General features: G+C 72.2%; 25 protein-coding genes. 14 read left to right on the top strand and 11 right to left on the bottom strand.

What is annotated here, in order from left to right; genetic code table 11:
* Positions 1–13: 13 nt before the first annotated feature.
* Both panD and LV78_RS24585 read left to right on the top strand, forming a co-directional pair.
* Positions 14–484, top strand: coding sequence for an aspartate 1-decarboxylase (gene panD / locus LV78_RS24590; protein WP_096491190.1), 471 nt, complete (start codon positions 14–16; stop codon positions 482–484).
* 10 nt (positions 485–494) lie between these two features.
* Positions 495–1,280 carry a type III pantothenate kinase gene (locus LV78_RS24585; protein WP_012782959.1) on the top strand — a complete coding sequence of 262 codons (786 nt, stop codon included), beginning with the start codon at positions 495–497 and terminating at the stop codon, positions 1,278–1,280.
* An 85-nt stretch (positions 1,281–1,365) separates the two neighbouring features.
* Here LV78_RS24585 and LV78_RS24580 read toward each other — a convergent pair whose 3' ends face one another.
* Positions 1,366–2,145: a class I SAM-dependent methyltransferase gene (locus LV78_RS24580; RefSeq protein ID WP_253847974.1), complete on the bottom strand. Its 780-nt coding sequence runs from the start codon at positions 2,143–2,145 to the stop codon at positions 1,366–1,368.
* Positions 2,146–2,207: 62 nt separating this feature from the next.
* On the opposite strand from LV78_RS24580, the gene lysS reads away from it, so the two are divergent.
* The 5 genes from lysS (at position 2,208) to LV78_RS24555 (ending at position 7,519) form a co-directional block, all read left to right on the top strand.
* Positions 2,208–3,719 carry a lysine--tRNA ligase gene (gene lysS / locus LV78_RS24575; protein ID WP_253847973.1) on the top strand — a complete coding sequence of 504 codons (1,512 nt, stop codon included), beginning with the start codon at positions 2,208–2,210 and terminating at the stop codon, positions 3,717–3,719.
* Between the two features lie 118 nt (positions 3,720–3,837).
* Positions 3,838–4,188 (top strand): histone-like nucleoid-structuring protein Lsr2, encoded by a 351-nt coding sequence (locus tag LV78_RS24570; RefSeq protein ID WP_012782962.1) that lies wholly within the window; start codon positions 3,838–3,840, stop codon positions 4,186–4,188.
* A gap of 315 nt (positions 4,189–4,503) precedes the next feature.
* Entirely contained in the window at positions 4,504–5,508 is a 1,005-nt protein-coding gene (locus LV78_RS24565) for a FecCD family ABC transporter permease (protein WP_253847972.1), read from the top strand.
* On the top strand, positions 5,505–6,674 hold the full coding sequence (locus LV78_RS24560) for a FecCD family ABC transporter permease (protein ID WP_253847971.1): 1,170 nt from the start codon (positions 5,505–5,507) through the stop codon (positions 6,672–6,674). Before LV78_RS24565 ends, LV78_RS24560 begins: the two co-directional genes overlap by 4 nt.
* The gene (locus LV78_RS24555) at positions 6,671–7,519 is read left to right on the top strand and encodes an ABC transporter ATP-binding protein (protein WP_253847970.1); all 849 of its coding nucleotides are present in this window, start codon (positions 6,671–6,673) and stop codon (positions 7,517–7,519) included. Before LV78_RS24560 ends, LV78_RS24555 begins: the two co-directional genes overlap by 4 nt.
* 27 nt (positions 7,520–7,546) lie before the next feature.
* On the opposite strand, the gene LV78_RS24550 is transcribed toward LV78_RS24555, so the two are convergent.
* Complete coding sequence (locus tag LV78_RS24550; RefSeq protein ID WP_253847968.1) at positions 7,547–8,362, bottom strand: (2Fe-2S)-binding protein; 816 nt, start codon at positions 8,360–8,362, stop codon at positions 7,547–7,549.
* A 270-nt stretch (positions 8,363–8,632) separates the two neighbouring features.
* On the opposite strand from LV78_RS24550, the gene LV78_RS24545 reads away from it, so the two are divergent.
* The gene (locus tag LV78_RS24545) at positions 8,633–11,191 is read left to right on the top strand and encodes an ATP-dependent Clp protease ATP-binding subunit (protein ID WP_253847967.1); all 2,559 of its coding nucleotides are present in this window, start codon (positions 8,633–8,635) and stop codon (positions 11,189–11,191) included.
* 140 nt (positions 11,192–11,331) lie between these two features.
* On the opposite strand, the gene pcp is transcribed toward LV78_RS24545, so the two are convergent.
* Positions 11,332–11,976 (bottom strand): pyroglutamyl-peptidase I, encoded by a 645-nt coding sequence (pcp, locus tag LV78_RS24540; RefSeq protein ID WP_253847966.1) that lies wholly within the window; start codon positions 11,974–11,976, stop codon positions 11,332–11,334.
* 18 nt (positions 11,977–11,994) lie between these two features.
* On the opposite strand from pcp, the gene LV78_RS24535 reads away from it, so the two are divergent.
* Complete coding sequence (locus LV78_RS24535; protein ID WP_253847964.1) at positions 11,995–12,966, top strand: endonuclease/exonuclease/phosphatase family protein; 972 nt, start codon at positions 11,995–11,997, stop codon at positions 12,964–12,966.
* 157 nt (positions 12,967–13,123) lie between these two features.
* Here the strand turns inward: LV78_RS24535 and LV78_RS24530 are convergent, their stop codons facing one another.
* From LV78_RS24530 to LV78_RS24520, 3 genes are read right to left on the bottom strand one after another with little or no spacing between them, the layout of a single operon-like run.
* The gene (locus LV78_RS24530; protein WP_253848104.1) at positions 13,124–13,924 is read right to left on the bottom strand and encodes an SIR2 family NAD-dependent protein deacylase; all 801 of its coding nucleotides are present in this window, start codon (positions 13,922–13,924) and stop codon (positions 13,124–13,126) included.
* The gene (locus LV78_RS24525; protein ID WP_253847962.1) at positions 13,911–14,222 is read right to left on the bottom strand and encodes an antibiotic biosynthesis monooxygenase family protein; all 312 of its coding nucleotides are present in this window, start codon (positions 14,220–14,222) and stop codon (positions 13,911–13,913) included. The genes LV78_RS24530 and LV78_RS24525 overlap by 14 nt, the downstream gene beginning before the upstream one ends.
* A 9-nt stretch (positions 14,223–14,231) precedes the next feature.
* Entirely contained in the window at positions 14,232–15,710 is a 1,479-nt protein-coding gene (locus LV78_RS24520) for a M1 family metallopeptidase (RefSeq protein WP_253847961.1), read from the bottom strand.
* Between the two features lie 17 nt (positions 15,711–15,727).
* On the opposite strand from LV78_RS24520, the gene LV78_RS24515 reads away from it, so the two are divergent.
* Complete coding sequence (locus LV78_RS24515) at positions 15,728–16,474, top strand: alpha/beta fold hydrolase (RefSeq protein ID WP_253847960.1); 747 nt, start codon at positions 15,728–15,730, stop codon at positions 16,472–16,474.
* On the opposite strand, the gene LV78_RS24510 is transcribed toward LV78_RS24515, so the two are convergent.
* The 3 genes from LV78_RS24510 to LV78_RS24500 form a co-directional block, all read right to left on the bottom strand.
* Positions 16,423–16,959, bottom strand: coding sequence for a 2'-5' RNA ligase family protein (locus LV78_RS24510; protein ID WP_253847959.1), 537 nt, complete (start codon positions 16,957–16,959; stop codon positions 16,423–16,425). The genes LV78_RS24515 and LV78_RS24510 overlap by 52 nt on opposite strands.
* Positions 16,946–17,935 carry an iron-sulfur binding domain-containing protein gene (locus tag LV78_RS24505; RefSeq protein ID WP_253847958.1) on the bottom strand — a complete coding sequence of 330 codons (990 nt, stop codon included), beginning with the start codon at positions 17,933–17,935 and terminating at the stop codon, positions 16,946–16,948. The genes LV78_RS24510 and LV78_RS24505 overlap by 14 nt, the downstream gene beginning before the upstream one ends.
* 98 nt (positions 17,936–18,033) lie before the next feature.
* On the bottom strand, positions 18,034–18,525 hold the full coding sequence (locus tag LV78_RS24500) for a beta-class carbonic anhydrase (protein WP_253847957.1): 492 nt from the start codon (positions 18,523–18,525) through the stop codon (positions 18,034–18,036).
* 149 nt (positions 18,526–18,674) lie between these two features.
* Here LV78_RS24500 and LV78_RS24495 point away from each other — a divergent pair, with 149 nt between their 5' ends.
* Complete coding sequence (locus LV78_RS24495; protein WP_253847956.1) at positions 18,675–19,415, top strand: hypothetical protein; 741 nt, start codon at positions 18,675–18,677, stop codon at positions 19,413–19,415.
* Positions 19,416–19,636: 221 nt separating this feature from the next.
* Here LV78_RS24495 and LV78_RS24490 read toward each other — a convergent pair whose 3' ends face one another.
* Both LV78_RS24490 and LV78_RS24485 read right to left on the bottom strand, forming a co-directional pair.
* The gene (locus LV78_RS24490; RefSeq protein WP_253847955.1) at positions 19,637–20,740 is read right to left on the bottom strand and encodes a LacI family DNA-binding transcriptional regulator; all 1,104 of its coding nucleotides are present in this window, start codon (positions 20,738–20,740) and stop codon (positions 19,637–19,639) included.
* Between the two features lie 121 nt (positions 20,741–20,861).
* The gene (locus LV78_RS24485; RefSeq protein WP_253847954.1) at positions 20,862–21,905 is read right to left on the bottom strand and encodes a LacI family DNA-binding transcriptional regulator; all 1,044 of its coding nucleotides are present in this window, start codon (positions 21,903–21,905) and stop codon (positions 20,862–20,864) included.
* 264 nt (positions 21,906–22,169) lie between these two features.
* On the opposite strand from LV78_RS24485, the gene LV78_RS24480 reads away from it, so the two are divergent.
* From LV78_RS24480 to LV78_RS24470, 3 genes are all read left to right on the top strand, one after another.
* A complete protein-coding gene (locus tag LV78_RS24480) occupies positions 22,170–23,429 on the top strand; it encodes an extracellular solute-binding protein (protein WP_253847953.1) in 1,260 nt (419 codons plus the stop codon).
* A 62-nt stretch (positions 23,430–23,491) separates the two neighbouring features.
* Positions 23,492–24,409: a carbohydrate ABC transporter permease gene (locus LV78_RS24475; protein WP_372494990.1), complete on the top strand. Its 918-nt coding sequence runs from the start codon at positions 23,492–23,494 to the stop codon at positions 24,407–24,409.
* Complete coding sequence (locus tag LV78_RS24470) at positions 24,409–25,302, top strand: sugar ABC transporter permease (RefSeq protein WP_253847952.1); 894 nt, start codon at positions 24,409–24,411, stop codon at positions 25,300–25,302. The genes LV78_RS24475 and LV78_RS24470 overlap by 1 nt, the downstream gene beginning before the upstream one ends.
* Positions 25,303–25,371 lie beyond the last annotated feature (69 nt).

Raw genomic sequence — 25,371 nt, 5'->3', positions numbered from 1 at the left:
GAGGAGCGCCGCCATGTTCCGCACGATGCTCAAGTCGAAGATCCACCGGGCCACCGTCACCCAGGCCGACCTGCACTACGTCGGCTCGGTCACCGTGGACGAGGACCTCATGGACGCCGCCGACCTGCTGGCGGGCGAGCAGGTCGCGATCGTGGACGTCACCAACGGGGCCCGCCTGGAGACCTACGTCATCCCCGGCGAGCGCGGCTCCGGCGTCATCGGCATCAACGGCGCCGCCGCGCACCTGGTGCACCCCGGCGACCTGGTCATCCTCATCGCCTACGGGTCCATGGACGACGCCGAGGCCCGCTCCTACCGGCCGCGCGTGGTGTTCGTCGACGCCGACAACAAGGTCGTCGAGCTCGGCTCGGACGCCGCCCGCGCCCCCGAGGGCTCCGGGCTGCTCAGCGGCGCGGTGACCGCGCAGGCACTCGCCGAGACGGCCGACGCCGCCGCGCTCGACGCGCTCATCCAGAACCAGTAGGGGGAACACGGTGCTGCTCGTCATCGACGTCGGCAACACGAACATCGTCCTCGGCCTGTACGACGGCACCGGGGACTCCGCCGCGCTCGTGCACAGCTGGCGGATGCGCACCGACGCCAGGATGACCGCCGACGAGCTGGCGCTGACCATGCGCGGGCTGCTCGGCGAGTACGCGGACAAGATCACCGGCATCTCGGCGCTGTCCACCGTGCCCGCCGTGCTGCGCGAGCTGCGCGTCATGCTCGGCCGCTACTACGCCTCGGTGCCGAAGGTGCTGGTGGAGCCGGGCGTGCGCACCGGCGTCCCGCTGCTGGTGGACAACCCGAAGGAGGTCGGCTCCGACCGGGTCATCAACACGATGGCCGCGCACCACCTGCACAGCACCGCGTGCGTCGTGGTCGACTTCGGCACGTCCACCAACCTGGACGTCATCTCCGCCAAGGGCGAGTTCCTCGGCGGCGCGCTGGCGCCCGGCATCGAGATCTCGGTGGACGCGCTGGCCGCCCGCGCCGCGCAGCTGCACAAGGTCGAGCTGGTCCGGCCGCGCTCGGTGATCGGCAAGAACACCGTCGAGTGCCTCCAGTCCGGCATCGTCTACGGCTTCGTCGGCCAGGTCGACGGCCTGGTGCGGCGGATCGTGGAGGAGCTGGCCACCGTCGACCCCGGCCCGGTGACCGTGCTGGCCACCGGCGGTCTCGCGCCGCTGGTGGTGTCCGAGTCGACCGCGATCCAGATCCACGCGCCCGACCTGACCCTGCTGGGCCTGCGCCTGGTGTTCGAGCGCAACATGCGCTGACCGCCGGGCCGCTGACGGCCGCCGCCCCCGGTTCCCGCGACGGGACCGGGGGCGGCGGCCGTCCGGGCGCCCGAGGGGGCCGTGGTCAGATCCGCACCATCCGCTTGACCATCACCCGCAGCGGCAGGTCGAACCCGTCCCGCGTCTCCTCCCTGGAGCGCAGGAAGTCCAGCGCCTTGGCCTCCAGGGCCAGCCGCTCGGCCTCCGGCAGGGTCGCCACCCCGGAGTGCGTCCGCAGCGTCGCCACGAGCGACTCGGGGGTCCTGCGCTGCCGGTGCGCGAACCGCGCGGTCTCCTGCTCGTGGAACATCTCGTGCCGGGGCATGATCTCGGCGGGCCCGCCCGACGAGCCGATCTTGTGCGGGTCGCCGTCCGCGCCCCACACGGCGGCCAGGTAGTCGGCCACCCACGGCACGCCGTGGTCGTCGCCGGTCCACAGCGCGGCCAGCACCCCGCCCGGTCGCAGCACGCGGGCGATCTCCGCCAGCGCCCGCGCCTGGTCGAACCAGTGGAACGCCTGCCCCACCACGACCGCGTCGACCGTCCCGCCGGGCACCGGGATGCGCTCCGCCGTGCCCGGCAGGGCCCGCACGCCCCCGTTGCGCCTGACCAGCTCCGAGAGCATCTGCTCGTCGGGCTCCACGGCCGTCACGTGGTGCCCCAGCGCCACCACGCCCTCGGTCAGCTTCCCCGTGCCCGCCGCCAGGTCCAGCACGCGCAGCGGCGTGCTCTCCAGGGGGTCCAGGCACCACTTGATCGCGTCGGCCGGGTAGTCGGGCCGGTGCTCCGCGTAGGCGGAGGCGTGAGCCCCGAAAGACGCGGCCCGGCGAGCCCACAGGTCCGCGTGGTCTTCTGCGCTCGTCACCACCCACACCCTAGTGAGAACCGGTTCGATTTCCCGATAGCCCTTTCCGTACCCTTCCCGGTGTGAGTGAGCAGCCGCAGAACGGTTCCCCGACCAGCGACGACGACCTTCCCGAGCAGCTCAGGGTCCGCAGGGAGAAGCGGGCGCGGCTGCTGGAGCGCGGGGTCGACCCGTACCCGGTCGAAGTCGCCCGCACGCACTCGCTGCGCGAGGTGCGCGAGGCGCACACCGGGCTCGAGCCCGACACCAGCACCGGCGACGTGGTCGGCGTGACCGGCCGCGTCATGTTCATCCGGAACACCGGCAAGCTCGCCTTCGCGACCCTGCGCGAGGGCGACGGCACCGAGCTCCAGGCCATGCTGAGCCTGAACAAGGTCGGCGAGCAGGCGCTCGCCGACTGGAAGACCGACGTCGACCTCGGCGACCACGTTTTCGTGCGCGGAGAGGTGATCACCTCCCGGCGCGGGGAACTGTCGGTGATGGCGGACGAGTGGGCCATCACGGCGAAGGCGCTGCGCCCGTTGCCGGTCGCCCACAAGGAACTCGCCGAGGAAACCCGCATTCGGCAGCGGTACGTCGACCTGATCCTGAGGGAACAGGCGCGCGACACCGTGCGCAACCGCGCCAAGCTGGTGCGCTCTCTGCGCGAGTCGTTCCACCGCAGGGGTTTCACCGAAGTCGAGACCCCGATGTTGCAGACCTTGCAGGGGGGCGCGGCGGCCCGGCCGTTCGTCACCCGCTCGAACGCGCTGGACATCGACCTGTTCCTGCGCATCGCGCCGGAGTTGTACCTCAAGAGGTGCGTGGTCGGCGGTATCGAGAAGGTCTTCGAGATCAACCGGAACTTCCGCAACGAGGGCATCGACTCCTCGCACTCGCCGGAGTTCTCGATGCTGGAGTACTACGAGGCGTACGCGACGTACGACACCAACGCGGTGATGACCAGGGAGCTGATCCAGGAGGCGGCCATGGCCGTCGCGGGCTCGCACGTGGTCACCCTGGTCGACGGCACCGAGTACGACCTGGGCGGCGAGTGGACCACGCTGACCATGTACGGCTCGCTGTCCGAGGCCGCCGGGGTCGAGGTCACGCCCGAGACCAGCGTGGACGACCTGCGGGCGCTGGCCGACAAGCTCGGCCTGGAGACCGACCCGAAGCTCGGCCACGGCAAGCTCGTCGAGGAGCTGTGGGAGCACCTGGTGGGCGACCACCTGCACGCCCCCACGTTCGTCCGGGATTTCCCGGTCGAGACCTCGCCGCTGACCCGCCAGCACCGCAGCATCCCCGGTGTGGCGGAAAAGTGGGACCTCTACGTGCGCGGTTTCGAGTTGGCCACCGGATACTCCGAACTGGTCGACCCGGTGGTCGAGCGGGAGCGGTTGGAAGCGCAGGCCAGGTTGGGCGCGAGCGGTGACGTGGAAGCGATGCCGGTCGACGAAGACTTTCTGCGATCGCTGGAGTACGGAATGCCACCGAGCGGTGGTGTGGGAATGGGCATCGACCGCCTGCTGATGGCCATCACTGGTCTCGGTATCCGGGAGACGATCCTGTTCCCCCTCGTGCGCCCGGAATGAGTAACTTCTAGGACTCCGTGCGGCGCATTCCTCGACTTGTGCGCTAACCTGCTGGCGCACATGTTTTTTGGTCGCGGTCGGGGAGCACGCCGCGCATTCGAGTCCCAGGAGGATACGCATGGCGCAGAAGGTCACCGTGACCCTGGTCGATGACCTGGACGGCGGTGTCGCCGAGGAGACGGTCGACTTCGGCCTGGACGGTGTGGCTTACCAGATCGACCTTTCTTCGGTGAATGCGGGCAAGCTGCGCTCCGCGCTCGGCGCGTTCACCACCGCCGCCCGCAAGACCGGCGGTCGCAAGCGCGGCCCCGGCCGCCCGGCGGGTGTGAAGGCCGCCGCCCGTCCCGCCTCTGCCGACCGCGAGCAGAACCAGGCGATTCGGGAGTGGGCCCGCAAGCAGGGCATGAAGGTCTCCGACCGCGGTCGCATCCCGGCCGAGGTGCTGGAGGCCTACCACCAGCAGGGGTGAGGATTGAGTGGCGTTCGCCACGGCAATTCCACTGACCCGTGAAGGGGTGCCGGATGAATGATCCGGCACCCCTTCGGCTTGTTTTGACAAAGTTCTCATCGGTCAACGGGCAATACCCAAATGAGACGTGCGTCGCGCTTCGATCTTGGGCGCCGGGTGGTTTGCCCTGCGGTTCCCACTGCGGGTGCCCGACCGATCACCCAGAGAAAACCTCCGCGACTTGTCGGGGTCGTCGGCGATACCCGCTGGTCACGACCGCGCGGAAGTTCGGTTAGGCTCACCTCACTGTTCCACGGCGGGTCATGAGGAGAGCGCGTGGTGACCGTCCGCACGACCCGCCGCTTCGGCGCGCTCGCGCTGCTGCTGGGCCTGCTCGCCCTGGCCGCCGCCGCGAGCGTCGCGTTCGGCTCCAAGTCGATCGACCTCGGCTCGGTGGCGCACGCCCTGCTCACCCCGACCGGCACCGAGGACGACTCCATCGTCCGCGAGCTGCGGCTGCCGAGGACGGGCTTCGCGATCGCCGTCGGCATGGCGCTGGGCATCGGCGGCGCGCTGATCCAGGGCCACACCCGCAACCCGCTCGCCGACCCCGGCATCCTCGGCATCAACCAGGGCGCGGGCTTCGCCGTGGTCCTGGCGATCTCCCTGCTGGGCGTGACCAGCCCGCTCGGCTACGTCTGGTTCGCCTTCGCGGGCGCGCTCGGCGCCAGCGTCGTGGTCTTCCTGCTCGGCTCCGGCCGGAGCGGGCCCACCCCGGTCACCCTCGCGCTCGCGGGCGCCGCGGTCAGCGCGCTGCTCCAGGGCCTGATCTCCGGGGTGATCCTGTCCGACCGGCAGAGCCTGGACTCGTTCCGCTTCTGGCAGGTCGGCTCGGTCGAGGGCCGCGACGTCGAGGTCCTGTGGCAGGTGCTGCCGTTCCTGGTCGCGGGCCTGGTGCTCGCGGCGTTCAACGCGCCCGGCCTCAACGCGCTCTCGCTCGGCGACGAGGTGGCCCGCTCGCTGGGCCAGAACGTGAACCGGACCAGGGCGCTGGGCATCGGCGCGATCACCCTGCTGGTCGGCGGCTCGGTCGCGGCCTGCGGGCCCATCGGCTTCCTCGGCCTGGTCGTCCCGCACGCCGCCCGCGCGGTGACCGGGCCGGACCACCGCTGGCTGCTGCCGGTGGCCGGGCTGATGGGCAGCGTGCTGCTGCTCGTGGCGGACGTCCTCGGCCGGGTGGTCGCCCGGCCGGGCGAGTTGGAGGTCGGCATCGTGATGGCCCTGGTGGGCGCCCCGTTCTTCGTCGCGCTGGTCCGCCGCCGGAACCTGGTGAAGCTGTGAGCGGGGACGGAGGCGCGGCGGGGGAGAAGGCCGTGGTGAACGGCGCCACCTCGGTCGGCCTCGCGTCCGGCGTCCCGGTCGGCGGCGACGCGCTCGCGCGCCCGACCGTGAAGGGCCGCACCGGCCTCCGCCTCGGCCCGTTCTCCTGGCCGCTGCGCTGGCGCCCGATCGCCCTGGTCGTCGGCGGCCTCGCGCTCGCCCTCGCCGCGCTCGCCGTGGCCATCGCCTACGGCGACTTCCCGATCAGCCTCGGCCAGGTCGTCGACGTGCTGCTCGGCGGCGGCAGCCGCAGTCAGCGGTTCGTCGTGCTGGAGCTGCGCCTGCCGCGCGTGCTCACCGGCCTGCTGGTCGGCGCCGCGCTCGCCGCCTCCGGCGCGATCTTCCAGGCCATCTCCCGCAACCCGCTGGCCACCCCGGACATCATCGGCGTCACCTGGGGCGCGGGCACCGGCGCGGTCCTCGTGATCATCCTCGCGGGCGACGCGGGCGCGGTCGCGGGCGCGGTCGCCGAGGTCGGCGTCCCGCTCGCCGCGCTCGCGGGCGGCCTGGTCGCCGGGTTCGTCGTCTACGGCATCGCCTGGCGGCGCGGCATCGAGGGCTTCCGGCTCGTCCTGGTCGGCGTCGGCGTCACCGCGATCACCGCGAACGCCACCCAGTACCTGCTCACCAGGGGCGACGTGAACGACACCGCCCGCGCCCTGGTGTGGATCGCGGGCAGCCTCAACAACCGGGGCTGGGAGCACATCGTCCCGGTCGCGCTCGCGCTGGCCCTGCTGCTGCCCGCCGCCGTGCTGTCCACCCGCACGCTCGGCGCGCTCCAGTTCGGCGACGACACCACCAGGGGCCTCGGCGTCCGGCTCAACGGCGCCCGCACCGCCCTGCTGCTGCTCGGCGTCGTGCTCGCCGCCGTGGCCACCGCCGCCGCGGGCCCGATCGGGTTCGTGGCGCTGGCCGCCCCGCAGATCGCGGTGCGCCTCGCGGGCACCGCGACCCCGCCGCTGTTCGGCTCGGCCGTCGTCGGCTCGGTGCTGGTGGTGCTCTCCGACCTGATCGCCCGCCAGCTGATCGACGGCACGGAGCTGCCGGTCGGCGTGGTCACCGCCGTGCTCGGCGCCCCCTACCTGATGCACCTGCTCATCCGAGGCCGCCGGGAGGCGAGGACATGACCACGGCACCCCCGTCCCCCGGAACGCGCCTGCGGGCGCGCGAGCTGTCGATCGGCTACGGCGAGCGGGTGATCGTCGACCGGCTCGACCTGGACGTGCTCGACGGCGCCGTCACCGCCGTCATCGGCCCCAACGGCTGCGGCAAGTCCACCCTGCTGCGCGCGCTCGCCCGCCTGCTGCCCACCAGGGGCGGCGAGGTCCTGCTCGACGGCAGACCGATCACCCAGGTGCCCACCCGCGAGGTGGCCAAGGTGCTCGGGATGCTGCCGCAGACCCCGCAGGGCCCCGAGGGCCTGACCGTGGCCGACCTGGTCGCCAGGGGCAGGCACCCGCACCAGGCCTGGTACCGGCAGTGGTCCGGCGACGACGAGGCCGCCGTCGCCGAGGCGCTGCGGCTGACCGGCATGGAGGACTTCGCCGAGCGCACCCTGGACCAGCTCTCCGGCGGCCAGCGCCAGCGCGCCTGGATCTCCATGGCGCTCGCCCAGGGCACCGACCTGCTGCTGCTCGACGAGCCGACGACCTACCTGGACCTCGCGCACCAGATCGACGTGCTGGACCTGGTGCGGCTGCTGCACGCCGAGGGCGGGCGCACCATCGTCATGGTGCTGCACGACCTGAACCTCGCCGCCCGCTACGCCGACCACCTGGTGGCCATGAAGGACGGTCGGATCGTGGTGCAGGGCGCGCCCGCCGAGGTGCTGACCGAAGAGGTCCTCGAGGAGGTGTTCGGGCTGGAGGCCGCCGTCATCGCGGACCCGGTCGCGGGCACCCCGATGGTGGTGCCGATCCGGTCCACGACGCACGCGGCGACCAACCGCAGGCAAGACCACCCGAAGGGCTGATCCACCCGGCGAACGGCGGAGAGCCGGTCACTTCCCGCAGACGCGGGGGCAGGTTTCACACGCCTGCGCCCCCGGAAGGGTGAAGTGGAAGCAGCAGCTCTCCCGCCGCCGCGTCCAGGTCCCGTCGACCACCCGCAACGTCGTCGCCGAGGTGTACGGGGCCTCGCGGAACGGCAGCAGCAGCGCCGAGTCCGCGACCCCGGCCGCCTCGTCGCCGCCGTGCAGCCCGGCCAGCCACGCGGAGCTGTCCAGCGCGTCCGTGGCCGCCGCCCACAGCGCCCGCCTGCCCAGCCGGGTGGTCGGGCCGTAGGCGGCGGTGAACGCGGCGGCGTGCGCGGCGAACCGGGCGCGCAGCAGCGCGGCCAGCGCTGACTCGTCGGCGACCACGGTGGCCTCGGGGTGGTTGCTCGCCGGATCGCTGGGCAGGCAGGCGAACCCGCCCGCCAGCAGCGCGACGCCGACCACGTCCGGCCTGCCCGCGTCGGCCAGCCGCAGCGCCACGTCCTGCGGGCGCAGCGAGGGCACCCGGCGCGCCCGGTGGAACAGCGCGCCGCCGAGCATCCCGACCGCGCCCAGGTACCAGCCGAGCACGTACCCCGCCGTGGCCCGCTCGGTGGAGCCGCCGTGCTGCTCCTCCATCCACTCCGCCAGGCCCGCGCGCCACGCGGCGAACCCGTCCGGGGCGGCGAGCAGGTCGGCGCACCGGGTCCATCCATCGGGTGCGCCGGAACCCGTTCGCTCGTAGCGGATCTCCAGCCACCCCACCAGGGACGACGCGGCCCTGACGGAGTCGGCGAGGGGGTTCAGCGCGTCGCGGGCGTCGATCCGCGCCGGTACGGTCATGGGGAAGCAGGGTCCTTGTGGTCGTGCCGTCTGAGGTTTGCCTTACCTTACCAATGGCGGTGTTCGCGCTCAGCGGACAACGCCCGGTTCGCGGAATCTGCCTGGCAGATGACCCGTTGTAACCGGATGTAGGAGTTCCCCGAAGACGACAGGCTCGGAACGGAAGCGGAGAGCGACGGGGCAACGACTACAGTGGTCCCACGGTGCCGCGCTCTCCACGGATGCCAGTGGCGAGCCGAGGACCGCCGGCGCAGCAGTCAGGGAGTGCGAATGTTCGAGAGGTTCACCGACCGCGCGAGGCGGGTGGTTGTCCTGGCCCAGGAAGAGGCCAGGATGCTCAACCACAACTACATCGGCACCGAGCACATCCTCCTGGGTTTGATCCACGAGGGTGAGGGTGTCGCCGCCAAGGCGCTGGAGTCGTTGGGGATCGCGCTGGAGGGCGTGCGCCAACAGGTCGAGGAGATCATCGGCCAGGGCCAGCAGGCACCCAGCGGGCACATCCCCTTCACCCCGCGCGCCAAGAAGGTCCTGGAGCTGTCGCTGCGCGAAGCGCTGCAGCTCGGGCACAACTACATCGGCACGGAGCACATCCTGCTCGGCCTGATCCGCGAGGGCGAGGGCGTCGCCGCCCAGGTCCTCGTGAAGCTGGGCGCGGACCTCAACCGGGTCCGCCAGCAGGTGCTCCAGCTGCTCTCCGGCTACTCCGGCGGCAAGGAGCCCGCCGAGGCCGGTGGCCGGGGCGAGGGCACGCCCTCCTCGTCGCTGGTGCTGGACCAGTTCGGCCGCAACCTGACCTCCATGGCCCGCGAGGGCAAGCTCGACCCGGTCATCGGGCGGGCCAAGGAGATCGAGCGGGTCATGCAGGTGCTGTCCCGGCGCACCAAGAACAACCCGGTGCTCATCGGCGAGCCCGGCGTCGGCAAGACCGCCGTCGTCGAGGGCCTGGCGCAGATGGTCGTCAAGGGCGAGGTGCCCGAGACGCTGAAGGACAAGCAGCTCTACACCCTCGACCTCAGCTCGCTGGTGGCCGGTTCCCGGTACCGCGGCGACTTCGAGGAGCGCCTGAAGAAGGTGCTCAAGGAGATCCGCACCCGCGGCGACATCATCCTGTTCATCGACGAGATCCACACCCTGGTCGGCGCGGGCGCCGCCGAGGGCGCGATCGACGCCGCGAGCATCCTCAAGCCGATGCTGGCGCGCGGTGAGCTCCAGACCATCGGCGCCACCACGCTCGACGAGTACCGCAAGTACGTCGAGAAGGACCCGGCGCTCGAGCGCCGCTTCCAGCCGATCCAGGTGGGCGAGCCCTCCCTGGAGCACACGATCGAGATCCTCAAGGGCCTGCGCGACCGGTACGAGGCGCACCACCGCGTCTCGATCACCGACTCGGCGCTGGTGGCCGCGGCGACGCTGGCCGACCGGTACATCAACGACCGGTACCTGCCGGACAAGGCGATCGACCTCATCGACGAGGCGGGCGCGCGGATGCGCATCCGCCGGATGACCGCGCCGCCGGACCTGCGCGAGTTCGACGAGAAGATCGCGGACGTGCGCCGCGACAAGGAGTCCGCGATCGACGCGCAGGACTTCGAGCGCGCCGCGAAGCTCCGCGACCAGGAGAAGACCCTGCTGGGCCAGAAGGCCGAGCGGGAGAAGCAGTGGAAGGACGGCGACCTCGACGTCGTCGCCGAGGTCGACGAGGAGCAGATCGCCGAGGTCCTGGCGAACTGGACGGGCATCCCGGTCTTCAAGCTGACCGAGGAGGAGACCACCCGACTGCTGCGCATGGAGGACGAGCTCCACAAGCGCATCATCGGCCAGGTCGAGGCCGTCAAGGCCGTCTCGCAGGCCATCCGGCGCACCCGCGCAGGCCTGAAGGACCCCAAGCGCCCCGCGGGCTCGTTCATCTTCGCCGGCCCGTCCGGCGTCGGCAAGACCGAGCTGTCCAAGGCGCTGGCGAACTTCCTGTTCGGCGAGGACGACGCGCTCATCCAGATCGACATGGGCGAGTTCCACGACCGCTACACCGCCTCGCGGCTCTTCGGCGCGCCTCCCGGCTACGTCGGCTACGAGGAGGGCGGTCAGCTCACCGAGAAGGTGCGGCGCAAGCCGTTCTCGGTCGTGCTGTTCGACGAGATCGAGAAGGCCCACAACGAGGTCTACAACACCCTCCTGCAGGTGCTGGAGGACGGTCGCCTCACGGACGGCCAGGGCCGGACGGTGGACTTCAAGAACACCGTCATCATCTTCACGTCGAACCTCGGCACCTCGGACATCTCGAAGGCCGTCGGACTGGGCTTCGCGTCGGGGCAGGACAACGCCTCGAACTACGAGCGCATGAAGAACAAGGTCAACGACGAGCTGAAGAAGCACTTCCGCCCGGAGTTCCTCAACCGCATCGACGACATCATCGTGTTCCACCAGCTGACTCGCGAAGAGATCATCCGGATGGTGGACCTGCTGATCGCGCGCGTCGAGACGCAGCTGAAGAACAAGGACATGGCGATCGAGCTGACCGAGAAGGCCAAGCAGCTGCTGGCCAAGCGGGGCTTCGACCCCGTGCTCGGCGCCCGTCCGCTGCGCAGGACCATCCAGCGCGAGATCGAGGACCAGCTGTCGGAGAAGATCCTGTTCGGGGAGCTCCAGCCCGGCCAGATCGTCATCACCGACGTCGAGGGCTGGGACGGCGAGTCCGACCAGCACGACAAGGCGAAGTTCGTGTTCCGCAGCGAGCCGAAGCCGACCAAGGTCCCCGACTCCCCGCCGGTGGACCTGGCCGGTGCGGGCGGCGACGACTCCGCCCAGGGCGAGGCCTCGGGCGAGTGACCTGAGGCGGTCCGCCGCCCTGGAGCAGCTCGGAGAACAGCAGGGGAGCCCCCGTGGAGTCCACGGGGGCTCCCCTGCGTCGTGAGGTGGGTCGGCGTCGGTCGGCCGGGCACGAGCCCGCCCCGCCGGTCCGGCGCGGGCTAGCTGAGCGTGCCGGTGCTGATCGCCAGGTCGTCGGTGGTGCTCAGGCAGGTCGCCACGATCAGCCCCAGCGCGTCCGCCGTCCGCGACACCTCAAGGCTGGGCACGCCCTCCCGGTCCGCCACCTGCTCCGGGGCGAACGGCACGTGCACGAACCCGCCCCGCAGGTCCGGGAAGTCCGTCGCCACCAGGTGCATCAGCGCGTAGAACACGTGGTTGCACACGAACGTCCCCGCCGTGTGCGACACCGAGGCCGGGATGCCCGCCTCCTCCAGCGCCGCCACGCACGCCTTCACCGGCAACCCGGTGAAGTAGGCCGCCGGTCCGCCCGCCACCACCGGAACGTCGATCGGCTGCTCCCCGTCGTTGTCCGGGATGCGCGCGTCCGCGAGGTTGATCGCCACCCGCTCCGGGGTGACCCCGCTCCGCCCGCCCGCCTGCCCGACGCACACCACCAGGTCCGGCCGGTGCCGCTCCACCGCCTCCCGCAGCGCCCGCGCCGAGGCGTCGAAGGCGCACGGCAGCTCCACCGCGATGAGCGACGGATCGCGCTCGGCCAGCTCGCGCACGGCGTCCCACGACGGGTTGGTGCGCTCCCCTCCGAACGGCTCGAAACCGGTGATCAGCACTGTCGGGTCGTCCATTCGGGCAGACTAGACGGTGTGATCGAAGCTCCGGCGCGCCGTGTGGGGGGTCGCACCGCGACGTTCCTGTTGGTCCTGCTCGCGGTCGTGTTCCTGGTCCCCGCGCTGACCCGCCTGCTCGGCGTCGACGGCCCCCGGCAGCTCGTGGCCGCCACCGCGCTGACCCCGCTGGTGACCGCCGCGGGCGTCCTGATCGGCCTGCTGGCGCTGCTGCTGCGCCGCTGGCCGGTGGCACTGGTCGTGCTGGTGGTCTCCCTGGTCCTGGTGGCCGCCGTCGCGCCCAGGGCGCTCTCGGACCCCCGACCGGCGGGCGCGGGCCTGCCGCTGCGGGTGATGGCGTCGAACTTCCTGGTGGGCAAGGCGGACGCCGTCGTGGTGATGCGGGAGGTCGTCGAGCGGGAGGTCGACGTGCTCGCCATGCAGGAGCTGTCCCCGGCGATGGTGCGGGACCTGGAGAACGCCGGGCTGGACGAGGTCCTGCCGCACCGGGTGTTCCAGGACGAGCCGGGCGGTTCGGGCTCCGGCATCGCCTCCCGCTACCCGCTCACCCCGGCGGACCTGGCGGGGCCCAGCGCGTTCCGGCAGGCGAGCGCCGTGGTGTCCCTGCCGACCGGCCGGGAGGTCGAGCTGGTGTCCGTGCACCCGATGCCGCCGGTCGAGCCCGCTGGCCCCGCGCAGTGGCAGCGGGACATCGCGGGGCTGCCGCCCAGGAAGGCCGACGGGCCGATCCGGGTGCTGGCCGGGGACTTCAACGCCACCCTGGACCACGTGGCCCTGCGCAGGCTCCTGGACAGCGGGTACGCGGACGCCGCCGACCGGGTGGGCGCCGGCCTGACCGCGACCTGGCCGAACGAGGGCGTCGTGCCGCCGCTGGTGGCGCTGGACCACGTGCTGGTGGACGACCGCTGCCCGGTCGACTGGTTCGAGGCCGTGGACATCCCCGGCAGCGACCACCGCGCGGTGGTCGCCCAGTTCGTCGTGCCGGACTGACCGGTGCCGGATTGTCCAGTGCCGGATTGTCCGGTGCCGGACTGACCGGTGCCGGATTGTCCGGTGCCGGATTGTCCGGTGCCGGATTGACCGGTGCCGGATCAACCGGCGCCGGATCAACCGGCGCCGGACCGCGCCCGGCGCGCTCACCGGGCGCTCACCCGGAGGTGGCGTCCGCCAACCGGTTCAGGAACTCCAGCGCCGTCTCCGGCACCGCGATCCCGCGCCCGTGCCGCACGTCCGCCTCGCGCGGGTTCACCCGCACCAGCGCCCCGGTCGCCGCGCTCGACAGCTCCGCGTACCGCCGCACCGTGGGCACCGCCGTCCCGGCCCCCAGCTCCAGCACCACCAGCCCGGAACCGGCCGACCGCCGCCACGCCGCCAGGTCTGCCAACTGCGCCCTGGTCCGGTGCCCCACCCACGACGAGTCCCCGAACATCAGGATGTTCGGCCGCGCCACCCCGCCGCACCGGGGGCACGTCGGCAGCGGCGACACCGCGCGCATCGTCCCAGGGTCGACCTCGACCTCCACCCCGTCCGCCGACCACACGTCGTCGGAGCAGGGCGCCTGGCACTGCAGGTGGTGGATCGACCCGTGCACCTCGGCCACGCCCGCGAACCCGGCCAGCTGGAACTGGCCGTCCACGTTGGACGTGAACGCCCGCGCCCCCAGCCGCCGCAGCACCTCGAACCCGGCGTGCGGCGCGGTCGCCCGGTACAGCGCCAGCCGGTGCCCGTAGAACCCCCAGGCGAACTCCGGGTCGCGCGCGAAGTGCACCGGGTCCGCGATCTCCTCGAAGCCCAGCCCGAGCCGCTCGTAGGGCGGGTAGGCGCGCCAGAAGCCCGCGTGCCCCCGGAAGTCGGGCAGACCGGAGTCCACCCCCATCCCGGCGCCCGCGCACACCAGCAGCGCGCCCGCCCCCGAGACCAGCCGGGCCGCCCGGTCAGCCGCGCTCAGGCCACGACTCCAGCACGACCTCGAACTCCAGCAGGTCCGCGCCCGTGGCCACCGGCTTGGCCCGCTCGCCCGCGTGCGCGGCCTCGGCGCGGCCCTTGCGCCAGTTGTCGAACGACTCCTCGTCGGCCCAGTGGGTCACCACGAAGTACCGCGAGTCGCCCGCGACCGGGCGCAGCAGCTGGAAGCCCTGGAAGCCGGGCTCCTGGTCCACCGCGCGCAGCCGCGCCTCGAACCGCTTCTCCAGTTCGGGGCCGGAGCCCTCGGGCACGTGGATCGCATTGATCTTCACAACCGCCATGCCGCCACCCTAACCGCGCAGGCCGCCCGGCCACAGGTGCTCGTCCGGGGGGATCGCGTCACCCCGGAACCAGGCCTGGAAGAACGCCGACAGGTCCTGCCCGGACACCCGCTCCACGTGGGACTCGAACTCCGGCCACGACGCGTTCGCGCCCCGGTGCTCGGAGATCCAGCCCTTCAGCACCCGGTCGAACGCCTCGTCGCCGATCCGCGCGCGCAGCGCGTGCACCGCCAGCTGGCCCTTGTCGTAGACGCCCCGGAACTCGTTGCCGCGCCCCATGTCGTACAGCTTCCGCGACCAGTACCCGGTGTTGCCGCGCCACTTCTCGACCTCGGCCCGGTAGTCCGCGTCCAGGTCCGCGCCCAGCGACTCGGCCCACAGCCAGGTCGAGTAGCTGGCGAAGCACTCGTTCAGGCAGATGTCCGCCCAGCTCTCCAGGGTGACCGCGTTGCCGAACCACTGGTGCGCGTTCTCGTGCACCACCGTCTCCAGGTCCGCCCACGCCGCGTAGATCGGCCGGGTCTGCGTCTCCAGCGAGAACCCGATCCGGTCCGACAGGTAGATGCCGCCCGCCGCGTCGAACGGGTAGGGCCCGAACCGGTCGGCCAGGAACGCCAGCACCGACGGCAGCTCCTCCCCGTGCGCCCGCGCCGCCTCCGCGCCCGGCGCGTACGCGTTCACCACCGGCGTCCCGTCCGGCAGCGCGCCCCGCTCGAACTCCCACCGGTCGATCGCCACGGTCGTCAGGTAGGTCGCCACCGGCTCCGGGTGCTCCCACCGGAACGTGGTCCAGCCGCCCTCGCTGGTCGAGCCCCTCTCCAGCCCGATCGACACCGCCGACCAGCCGTCAGGCACCCGCGCGCTCAGCGCGAACGAGGCCTTGTCGCGCGGGGTGTCGTTGGCCGGGTACCAGGTGGTCGCCGAGTGCGGCTCACCCGCCGCGAACGCCCCGCCGGACTGGGACGCCTGCCACCCGTTCGTGCCCAGCACCGGGTCCTGCAACGACTGCGGCTCACCCGAGTAGGCGATCACGGCGGTGAACTCGGCCCCCGACCGCAGCGGCGTCGCGGGCGTGATCACCAGCTCCTGCTCGCCCTCGCGGGCGAACCCGGCGCCCTCGCCCCCGACCTCGACCGAGGAGACCTCCAGCGCGTGCAGGTCCAGGTTGAACGACACCAGGTCGGCGGTGGCCTTCGCGGTCACCCGCGCCACCCCGTCCAGGTGGCCGGTCGCCGGGTCGTAGCCGATGGACACGTCGTACCCGGCCACGTCGTAGCCGGTGTTCCCGTCCTCCGGGTAGTACGGGTCGCCCGCGCCCGCCCCGCCCCGCTGCCCCACCACGGCGGGCGTCGACGCGGGCGCGGGAGCCGTCGGGCTCTCCCGCGCGGTGTCCGACCCGTCGGGCAGGCGCACGACCAGCAGACCGGCGACGAGCAGCGCGACAGCGGTGATCAGGAGGTAAGGGCGGGCCCTGGGGCTGATGGCCATGCGGACATGATGCACGCATGAGCGTCATCGAGTTCGGGGGACAGGGGCAGGGCATCCTGCTGGTGCACGGCCTGATGAGCAGGGCGACCACCTGGTGGAAGGTGGCCCGCTGGCTGACCGCGCACGGCCGCGTCGTGGCCTACGACGCGCGCGGCCACGGGCGGAACCCGCAGCGCGGGCCGTTCCGCACCGAGGACTTCGTGGCCGACGCGGAGGCGCTCGTGGAACGGCTCGGGCTGGGCCCGTGCGTGGTCTTAGGTCACTCGATGGGGGCGCTGCACGGGCTCGCGCTCGCCGCCGCGCGACCGGACCTGGTGCGCGCCGTCGTCGCGGAGGACTTCGTGCCGGACAACCGGGGCAAGTCCGTCGACGACTGGCGCTGGTACTTCGACGCCTGGCCGGTGCCGTTCCAGTCGCTGGCCCACGTCCGGTCCGTCGTGGACGTCCAGGGCGTGGAGGAGATGTTCGAGGAGCGCGGCGACGGCTACCACCTCATCGCCCAGCTGGAGGACCTGTACGAGATCGCCGCCGAGTGGGGGCAGCGGGCCTACTGGGACGTGGTGGACGCGGTCTCCTGCCCGGTGCTGGCCGTCGAGGCCGGGCTGCACCCGCTCGGACCCGGCCAGCAGGCCGAGGTGGCGCGCCGCACCGGCGGCGCGCACCTGCTCGTTCCCGAGTCGGGGCACGTCGTCCACGACGAGGCCCCCGACGTCTACCGGGGTGCCGTGGAAGCCTTCTTGAGCGGGCTCAACCCGCCGGTCTGAGTGTCCAGGACGGACAGCTCGCGCACCCGCGCCCTGATCGGCGGCACCGGGTTGACCTTCGCGAACGCCGCCGACACCTCGGCGGGCTCGCCCTTGAGCAGGGTGCAGCGCGGCGTCCACGAGCCGGGCAGGTGCCGGGCGGTCGGGTTGCGCACCCGACCCGCCAGCACGTCGTGGATCGCCGAGTGCACGGCCAGCAGCTCGGCGTCCACGACGGCGGTCAGGTCGAGGGACTGCTCCGACTCGGCCGAGGTGCCCAGGGTGCGCAGCCACAGGTCGGGCAGCCACAGGTGCTCCAGGTCGGCGGCCAGCTCGGCGCGCGCCTTCGGGCCGATCGCGGTCGCCGACGCCCAGGTGACGTGCGGCGGGAACTCGGAGGTCGCGCCGAGCCTGCGCCACAGCGCCCGGACCGCCGAGTCGGCCTCCTCGTCGAACAGCACCACCAGCGCGTGCATCAGGAGCCCCCGCCGCTCACTCGTGCTCACCGGGCAGCGCGAACAGCCCGGCTGCGGTCTGCTCGACCAGCCCGTCCACCAGCAGCGAGTGCAGGCACCGGTCCCGCTGGCCCGCGTCCGACCAGGCCCGGTCCAGCACCTCCTTGGCGACCGGCTCGGACGTGCCGCGCAGCACGTCCAGCAGCCGCCCGCGCACCTGCCGGTCGGTGCCCGCGAACTTCTGCACCGCCTTCGCCGGGCCGTCGTACGCGGGCCGCCCGTTGCGCTGCCACTGGCAGGAGCCGAGCACCGGGCACGCCGAGCAGCGCGGGGTCCTGGCCGTGCACACCAGCGCGCCCAGCTCCATCAGCGCCGCCGAGTAGGTCGCGGCGGACGCCTCGTCCTCGGGCAGCAGCGCCTCGACGTCCCGCAGGTCCCTGGTGGTCGACGGCGGGCCCGCGTCCCCGGCCCCGTGCACGGCGCGCGCCACGACGCGGCGGACGTTGGTGTCCACCACCGGGCAGCGGCGGCCGTAGGCGAAGGCGGCGACGGCCCGCGCGGTGTACGCGCCGATGCCGGGCAGGGCGAGCAGGGTGTCCACGTCGTCCGGGACGACGTCGTCGTGCTCGGCGGCGACGGCCTGCGCGGCGGCGTGCAGGCGCAGGGCGCGGCGCGGGTAGCCGAGCTTGCCCCACATGCGCAGCACCTCGCCCTGGGAGGCGGCGGCCATGTCGCTGGGCCTCGGCCACTTGTCCAGCCAGACCCGCCAGATCGGCTCGACGCGGGCGACGGGGGTCTGCTGGAGCATGATCTCGCTGACCAGGACGCCCCAGGCGGTGCACTCGGGGTCGCGCCAGGGCAGGTCGCGCGCGGTGGCGGCGAACCAGGTGTTCAGCACCGACGGGGGAAGGTGGGCGCTCTCCGGCTTGGCGGCGTCCTCGGCAGCGCCCGCTGCGGCGGTGGCGGTGGTGGCGCTCGCGGTCCGGTTCGTCGCGCGGCTCGTGGTGGGACTCGTCGTGCGGCTCATGGTGCCGCCAGTGTGGCAGGACCCGGCGGCGGGCCTCGTCGCCCGCCGCCTCGCCCGTCGGAGCGCCCCCGTCGGAGCGCCCCCGTCGGAGCGCCCCGTCAGATCACCTCGGTGAGCACCCCGGTGCGCACGTCGTAGACGAACCCGCGCACGGTGTCCTTGTGGATCAGGTACGGGCTGTTGCGCACCCGGTTCACCGAGCCGCGCACGCTGTCCTTCACCTCGCGGAACGCCTCCACCGACCACGGCGGGCGCATCCCGGAGTCGGTCTCCAGCTCGTCCTTGAAGGCGTCCTCGGTGACCAGTTCGAGGCCGCAGTTGGTGTGGTGCACCAGCAGCACCTCCCTGGTGCCGAGCTTGCGCTGGCTCAGCGCCAGCGAGCGGATCATGTCGTCGGTGACGACCCCGCCCGCGTTGCGCAGCACGTGCGCCTCGCCCTGCTTCAGCCCGAAGATCTCGAAGACCCTGATCCGGGAGTCCATGCAGGTCAGGATCGTCACCTGCATCGAGGGCATGGGGGAGGAGCGGTCGCCGGGGACGATGTTCCCCAGCTCCTCGTTCCGGCGGAGCAGCTCGTCGATCGCGGTCATCGCTTCGGCACGCCTTCCGTGTCGTGGTGCTTCGCAGGCAGATTGGAACCGGTGGTGGCACCGCTGGGCAAGCGGAAGGTGTGATTCACCGCATCGTGCGACCGCCGCCCTCCGGGGTTTTCGCGCCAGCCTTCGCTAGCGTCGGGGACGTGAGCTGGTCGTCCCGGCCCCTCCCGGCCTCGGTGTACTGGCGCCGCAGGGCACTCGCCGTCGGCGGGGCCGCGCTGGCGCTGGTCGCGGCGGTGTGGGGCACGGGCGCGGTGCTCGGCCGCTCCGCCCCGCAGGGCGCCCCGGCCGCTGCCACGTCCGAGTCCAGCCCGCCCCCGCTCGTCGAGGGCCTGGTGCTGGCCGAGGCGGGCGCCGCGTCCGCCGGTTCGACTGCGGGGTCCGCCCCGCCCGCGACTACGGGGTCCGCCGAAGGGCCCGCCGACGGTTCCGCCGGGGGAGTGCCATCCGGTTCCGCCGAACCGCCGCCGCCCGAACCGCCGCCGGGGCCGCCGCAGCCGTGCGCCGACGCGGCCGTCCTGGTGCGGGCCGTGCTGGGCAAGGAGCAGCACGCGGTGGGGGAGCACGCGGACTTCCGGATCGCGGTGACCAACACCGGGCAGCTGCCCTGCACGCGCGAGATCGGGCGCGCGGTGCGCGAGCTGGTGGTGACCTCACCGGACGGCGCGACGCGGCTGTGGTCGTCGAACGACTGCCTGTCGGCGGAGGGCTCGGAGGTCAGGGTGATGAAGCCGGGCGAGGTGTTCGAGTTCGGCCTGAAGTGGCCGGGGACGACGTCGGCGCCGGGCTGCGGCCCGCGCACCCGGCTGGGCGCCGGGGACTACCTGCTCCTCGCGCGCGTGGGCGACCGCTCGTCCGAGCCCGAGGTGTTCCGGATCGGCTGACCCTGGATCGGCTGACTCCGGATCGGCTGATCCCGGCGCGGTTGGGACCGGTGTGGTTGAGCCTGGTGTGGTTGAGCCTGGCGTGGTTGGGACCGGCGCGGTTGGGCAGGCGCGGTCGAGCCTGGCGTGGTTGAGACCGGCGCGGTCGGGCAGGCGCGGTTGAGCCCGGCGCGGTCAGCCTCGTCGGCCGGGCGCTCGCCGCGAAGCGAGCGCCCCACCCGTCAGTGCCCGAACCACCGCTCCTCGGCGATCGTCCTGGGCTCGGCCGCCGTCGTGCCGGTGATCAGCTCGGTCTCCAGCGTCACGGTCCTGGGCTTGGTGCGCTCGCCGACCTCCATCAGCAGCTTGCCCGCCGCGCGGCCCTTCTCCAGCACCGGCTGCCGCACCGTGGTCAGCCCGGCCTGCTCGGCCTCCCGGATGCCGTCGAACCCGGTCACCGTGAGGTCCGCGGGCACCCGCAGGCCGCGCCGCTCGGCCTCCTGCAGCGCGCCGAGGGCCAGTATGTCCGAGGTGCAGATCAGCGCCGTGATCTGCGGGTCCCGGTCGAGGACCTGGGCCGCCGCCGAGGCGCCTTGCGCGATCGTGTGGTCGAACCGCTCCACCACCGGCACCGAGGCCCAGTCGACCCCGACCTCGGTGAACGCCTGCCGCAGCCCGCTCACCCGCGACCGCTGCACGTGGAAGTGCGCCGACTCCTGCCGCGACAGCGGGACGAACCCGTCGTTGCGGTCGCGGGCCAGCCTCATGCACACCACGCCGACCCGCCGGTGCCCCAGCGCGATCAGGTGCTGCGCGAGCTGGTGCATCGCGGCCCGGTCGTCGATGCCCACGCGGTCGACGTCGGCCAGGTCGGGCTGGTCGCACACGACGGTCGGCACGGGCCGCTCCAGGACCGCCGCGAGGTGCGGGTCGTCGTCGGGCACCGAGTAGACGACGAAGCCGTCCACCCCGGCCCGGTGCACGGCCGCCACGTCCTCGCGCTCGGGGTTGGCGGGCACGAGCAGGAGCCCCTGCCCGGCCGTCTCGCACGCCAGCGCGAGCCCTTCCAGGAATCCGATCGCCGCCGGGTCCCGGAACGCGTAGGAGAGGTTCTCGGTCAGCAGCAGACCGACCGCCCCCGCTTTGCGCGTGCGCAGTGATCTGGCCACCGGATCGGGGCCGGGATATCCAAGTCGCCTCGCTGTCTCCAACACCCGGCGTCGCAGCTCCGGCGAGAGCTGGTCGGGACGGTTGTACGCGTTGGACACCGTTGTCCGGGAAACCCCCAGCTCCGCGGCCAGAGAGGCCAACGTCGCCGGGCGTCGCACATGCATCGACCGCGCCATGGAGTGACCGTAACGGTTCAGAAGCACTTACAGAAGTGGGCGTGATCTGCGTCCCTTTACCATTTCGTCGCCGCAGGTCAACATACGTTACTGATCAGTACAGTGGTCCAGACCAATGTGGTTATTCGGGCGATGCTGTTGATTCTCGAACAACAAGGCGAGGCCGGAACACTCTCGTGTAGTTCGCGCTGTGCCTTCTGCGCCGATCGGGGTCCAAACGCAGCACGAGTTCGTCCACCGCGGCGGTCGCCATTTCCTCGATCGGTTGCGCCAGAGTGGTGAGCGGGGGAGAGCAGTAGGGGGCCAGCGGGATGTCGTCGAAACCGACCACCGAGAGATCACCGGGAACGGACAAACCCCGCTTGTGCGCCTCTCGGAGCACCCCTATCGCCATGTGATCGGACGAGCAGATCACCGCCGTCGGCCGTACGGAGTCGAGCAGCCGCGCCGCCGCGAGCGCCCCGCCCTCCGGCCCGAACGGGCCGTGCGCGACGAGCGAGCCGTCCGCGCTGAGCCCCGCCTCCTCCAGCGCCGCCGCCCACCCGGCCCGCTTGAGCCGCGACGGCAGCGCCCGAGCGGGCCCGCTGACGAACCCGACCAGCCGGTGCCCCAGCTCCACCAGGTGCCTGGTCGCCGCGTACCCCGCGTGCTGCTCGTCCACGGTCACGTCCGGCACGTCCAGCGCGGGCGTCGCCCCGTTCACGAACACCATGTGCACGCCGTCGGCCAGCAGCTTCGAGTAGTAGCTCGGCCGCGCGGCCCGCCCCAGCGGCGCCTCGGCGTTGGTGATCTCCGGCGAGACGAACACCATGCCCTCGACGCCCCTGGCCAGCAGCATCCGGACGTACTCCTCCTCGCCCATCGCCGCGTCCCCGGACGCCCGCGTGTTGCACAGCAGCGACGAGTAGCCCAGCCGGGCCGCCCTGACCTCCAGCGCCTCGGCGAACGCCGGGAACACCGGGTTCGACAGCTCGGGCACCAGCAGCCCGATCACGCCGGTCCGCTGCAGCGCGCCGAGCCCGCGCGGGGTGTACGGCATCTCGGCCAGCACGGCCAGCACCCGCTGGCGGGTCTCGTCGTTGACCCCCGCTCGGCGGTTCAGCACGCGGCTCACGGTTGAGATGCTCACCCCGGCGACCCTGGCGATCTCGGCCAGTCCGGGCACCGGTCCTCCTCGTTGCGGTGGGTGAAGCGGCGGGGTCGGGCTTCGGGAATCCGGAGACAGGGCTCCGCTTCACCCTGCCGCCCGCAGCAAGGTTTTGCAACGCCCCCTGCGGTTTCCCCCGATCGCGCGCCGCCGTTACGGCTTGGTTACGCCGCGACCCTTGACCGTTCCCAGTTCAGCGGTATGAAATCCGCGTCAACTCTTCCGCAAGAACTTGCAGTGGCCTCGCCCCGGCGGGGCCGGATGAGAGGGGCGACAGCAGCGATGCGACGTACCACCCTCCTGACGGCACTGGCCGCGGGCTTAGTCCCCGCCCTCGCCCTCACCGCCTGCGGTGGCTCTTCCGGCGGCGGCGGCGCGAGCAGCGAGGTCGTCTTCTGGGACACCAGCGGTCCCAACGAGAGCCCCGTCTTCACGAAGGTCGCCCAGGACTGCGCGGCCAAGGACGGGTACCAGGTCAAGACCGAGACCGTCGCCTTCGACGCGGCGCTCAACAACTACAAGACCGCCGCCCAGGGCGGGCAGGGCCCGGACGTGTTCCGCGCCGAGGTCGCCTGGGTTCCGCAGCTGGCCAAGAACGGCCTGGTCCTCGACCTGACCGGCACCGACCTGGTCAAGGACACCTCGGACTTCCTGGAGACCCCGCTCGGGTCCACGGTCTACGAGGGCAAGACCTACGGCGTCCCCCAGGTCACCGACTCGCTGGCCCTCTTCTACAACAAGAAGCTGCTGGCCGACGCGGGCGTGCAGCCCCCGAAGACCTGGGACGAGCTGAAGGCCGCGGCGGTCAAGCTCGGCGGCGAGAAGGCGTTCTTCGTCAACAACGACGCCTACTACGCCCTGCCCTTCCTCTACGGCGCGGGCGGCGACCTGGTCGACGCCGAGGCCAAGGAGATCGTGGTCTCCTCGCCGGAGAACGTGAAGGGCCTGGAGACCGCCAAGGGCCTGGTCGACGCCAAGGCCGCCACCACCGCGCTCGACGCGGGCAACTCCTACAGCAACATGCAGGCGGGCTTCGGCTCCGGCGAGATCGCCATGGTCGTCAACGGCCCCTGGTCCGTCCCCGACTACCTCGAGGGCGCCGCGTTCGCCGACGAGTCCAACCTCGGCATCGCGCCCGTCCCCGGCGTCACCGAGGCCACCGCCGGGCTCGCCCCGGTCGGCGGCCACGACTACGTGGTGCGCCAGGGCACCAAGGCCAAGGACAACGCGCTCAAGCTGATCGGCTGCATGAGCTCCGCCGAGTCCCAGGCCAAGATCGCCACCGAGCTGGGCCTGCTGCCCACCCGCAAGTCCGCCTACGAGGTCGCCGAGGTCAAGGCCAACGCGGTCGTCGCCGCGTTCGAGCCGATCGCGGCCAAGGCCCACCCCCGGCCGTGGATCCCCGAGGGCGGCCAGCTGTTCGACCCGCTCAAGACCGCCTACGCCGACTTCCTCGCGGGGAAGAAGGACGCCAAGTCCGCGCTGGACGAGGTCGCCAAGGCCTACAAGGACCAGATCCTGCCCGAGTACACCGTCGGCTGACCCGCGCCCGGCCGCCCGCCACCGCGCGGGCGGCCCGGCGCCCCGGCGCTAGGAGGCCACAGGTGCGCAGGTTCCTCGACCGGCACTGGTACGCGTACGCGATGGTCCTGCCGGTGGTGCTGGTCATCGCCGTGCTGGTGCTCTACCCGCTCGCGCAAGGCGTGTTCTTCACCCTCACGGACATCAACGAGTCGTCCATCGCCAACCCGGTGCTCGACCGGCCCGCCACCTACGAGTGGGTCGGCCTGCGCAACTACCTCAACGTGCTCTCCGGCGACGCCAGCTACGGCGCGTTCTGGGCCACCCTGCTGCGCACCGTCGTGTGGACCGCCAGCTGCGTGCTGCTGCACTACGGCATCGGCCTCGGGCTCGCCGTCCTGCTCAACCGGCAGGTCGCCGGGCGCGCGGTCTACCGGGTGCTGCTGATCCTGCCGTGGGCGGTGCCCGCGTTCATCAGCGCGTTCGCCTGGAAGTACATGTTCAACGCCCAGTACGGGATCATCAACCAGGTCCTGCGCGCGCTGGGCCTTCCCGACCCGGTGTGGCTCGGCCAGTCGAACTGGGCGCTGGTCGCCGTGGTGATCGTGAACGTCTGGCTGGGCGTGCCGTTCATGATGGTCTCGCTGCTCGGCGGCCTCCAGTCCATCCCGGCCGACCTGTACGAGGCGGCCGAGGTCGACGGCGCCACCCCGTGGCAGCGCTTCCGGCACGTCACCCTGCCCGGCCTGCGCTCGGTCTCCAGCACGGTCGTGCTGCTGGGCGTGATCTGGACGTTCAACATGTTCGCCGTCGTCTACCTGATCACCGGCCAGAACCCGAGCACCCGGCTGCTGATCACCTACGCGTTCGAGCGCTTCTTCTCCGGCGCCTCCCGCGACTACGCCGTCGCCTCCACCTACGGCGTGCTCATCCTGTCCGTCCTGCTCGTGTTCGCGAGCGGCTACCGGCGCGCGCTGCGCAGGCAAGGCGAGGTGTGGTGATGTCCATCGAGGCCGCTTCGCTGCGGGCCGCGACGCCCGCGCGCGAGTCCCGGAGGGCCAAGCGCTCCCGCGCCGCGTCGATCGGGCTGCACGCCGCCCTGGTCACCGCCTCGCTGATCGCGGTGTTCCCGGTGTTCTGGGTCGTGGTCACCTCGTTCAAGCCGGACGCGCTCGCCGTCGAGACCACGCCCAAGCTGGTCAACGAGTCCAGCCTGGACAACTACGGCCGCATCCTGTCCGGGGAGAAGGGCGACTTCCTGGCCTGGTTCGGCAACTCGGTGCAGATCGCGCTGCTGACCACGGTGCTCGCGGTGTTCCTGTCGGCCACCGCCGGGTACGCGGCCAGCCGCTTCCGGTTCCCCGGCAAGCGCAAGCTGCTGCTGTCGTTCCTGGTCGTGCAGATGTTCCCGTTCGCGGTGCTGATCGTGCCGCTCTACAACACCCTGCTGGCGCTGGGCGTGCAGGGCACCGCGCTCGGCCTGGTGCTGGTCTACTGCACCACCGCCGTGCCGTTCTGCACCTACATGCTCAAGGGCTACTTCGACACCATCCCCGCCGACATCGACGAGGCGGGCCGGGTGGACGGGCTCTCGCCGTTCGGCGTGTTCTGGCGGCTGGTGCTGCCGCTGGCCAGGCCGGGGCTCGCGGTGACCTCGTTCTACGCCTTCCTGACCGCCTGGGGCGAGGTGGCGTTCGCCTCGGCGTTCCTGTCGGCGGCCGACGAGTCCAAGACCCTCGCGGTGGGCCTGCAGGTGTTCGTGCAGCAGAACCGCACCGAGTGGGGGCACCTGGCGGCGGCGTCCACCCTGGTCGCCATCCCGGCGGTCGCGGTGTTCTACCTCGTGCAGCGGTTCCTGGTGTCGGGCCTGGCGGGCGGCGCGGTGAAGGGGTGAAATTCGTTCGCGTCCGGGTGTTCCCGTAAGCGCTTGCAATGCCTAGCGTTGCGGCAAAGCTCGGGTACT

Source organism: Actinosynnema pretiosum, assembly GCF_024171695.1.
GTDB lineage: Bacteria > Actinomycetota > Actinomycetes > Mycobacteriales > Pseudonocardiaceae > Actinosynnema > Actinosynnema pretiosum.
The sequence above is the reverse complement of the archived record's forward strand: the minus strand, read 5'-3'. Positions and strand labels throughout refer to the sequence as shown.